This is a genomic window from Myxococcus llanfairpwllgwyngyllgogerychwyrndrobwllllantysiliogogogochensis (assembly GCF_006636215.1).
GTDB classification, from domain to species: Bacteria; Myxococcota; Myxococcia; order Myxococcales; family Myxococcaceae; genus Myxococcus; species Myxococcus llanfairpwllgwyngyllgogerychwyrndrobwllllantysiliogogogochensis.
This window is the reverse complement of the sequence record NZ_VIFM01000714.1, coordinates 1-482: the sequence shown is the minus strand read 5'-3', so window position 1 is coordinate 482 and position 482 is coordinate 1. Positions and strand designations below refer to the sequence as shown.

Genomic DNA, 482 nt, shown 5'->3' with positions numbered 1-482 from the left:
ATGCCCGAGCGTCTCGTTGACCGGGCGGAAGTCGTCGAGGTCGATCTCGAAGACGGCGAAGCCCGAATCGCGCCCGGCCTGCGCCACCGCCATCTCGATCTGCTGGCCGAGCGCTTCACGATTCGGCAGGCCCGTCACCGTGTCGTGGTGCGCCAGGAAGGCGATGCGGGCCTCGGCGCGGCGGCGCTCCGTGACGTCCTCGTAGGTCGCCACGAATCCGCCATCGGCAGTCTCGCGGCGGTCGATCGAGACGGTGCGGCCGTTGGCGAGTTCTTGGAATTGCGTGTGCCAGGTGCCGCCGCGATGCGCTTCGTGCTCCTGGTGGAGGAGGGCAGCGAGGTCGCTGCCGGGATGGTTGCCGGCCACGAGGCTCGCCCGCATCACGTCCTGCGCCGACATCCCCGGAACGATCGTCCCGGCGGCCAGGCCGTAGATCTCGCTGTAGCGCCGGTTCACCACCATCAGGCGATGCTGTGCGTCGT

1 protein-coding gene is annotated in these 482 nt (G+C 69.3%); it reads right to left on the bottom strand.

The annotated features are described in order from the left end of the window. The coding region (locus tag FJV41_RS50165; protein ID WP_141649607.1) for a PAS domain-containing protein at window positions 1-482 on the bottom strand (482 nt) is incomplete at both ends.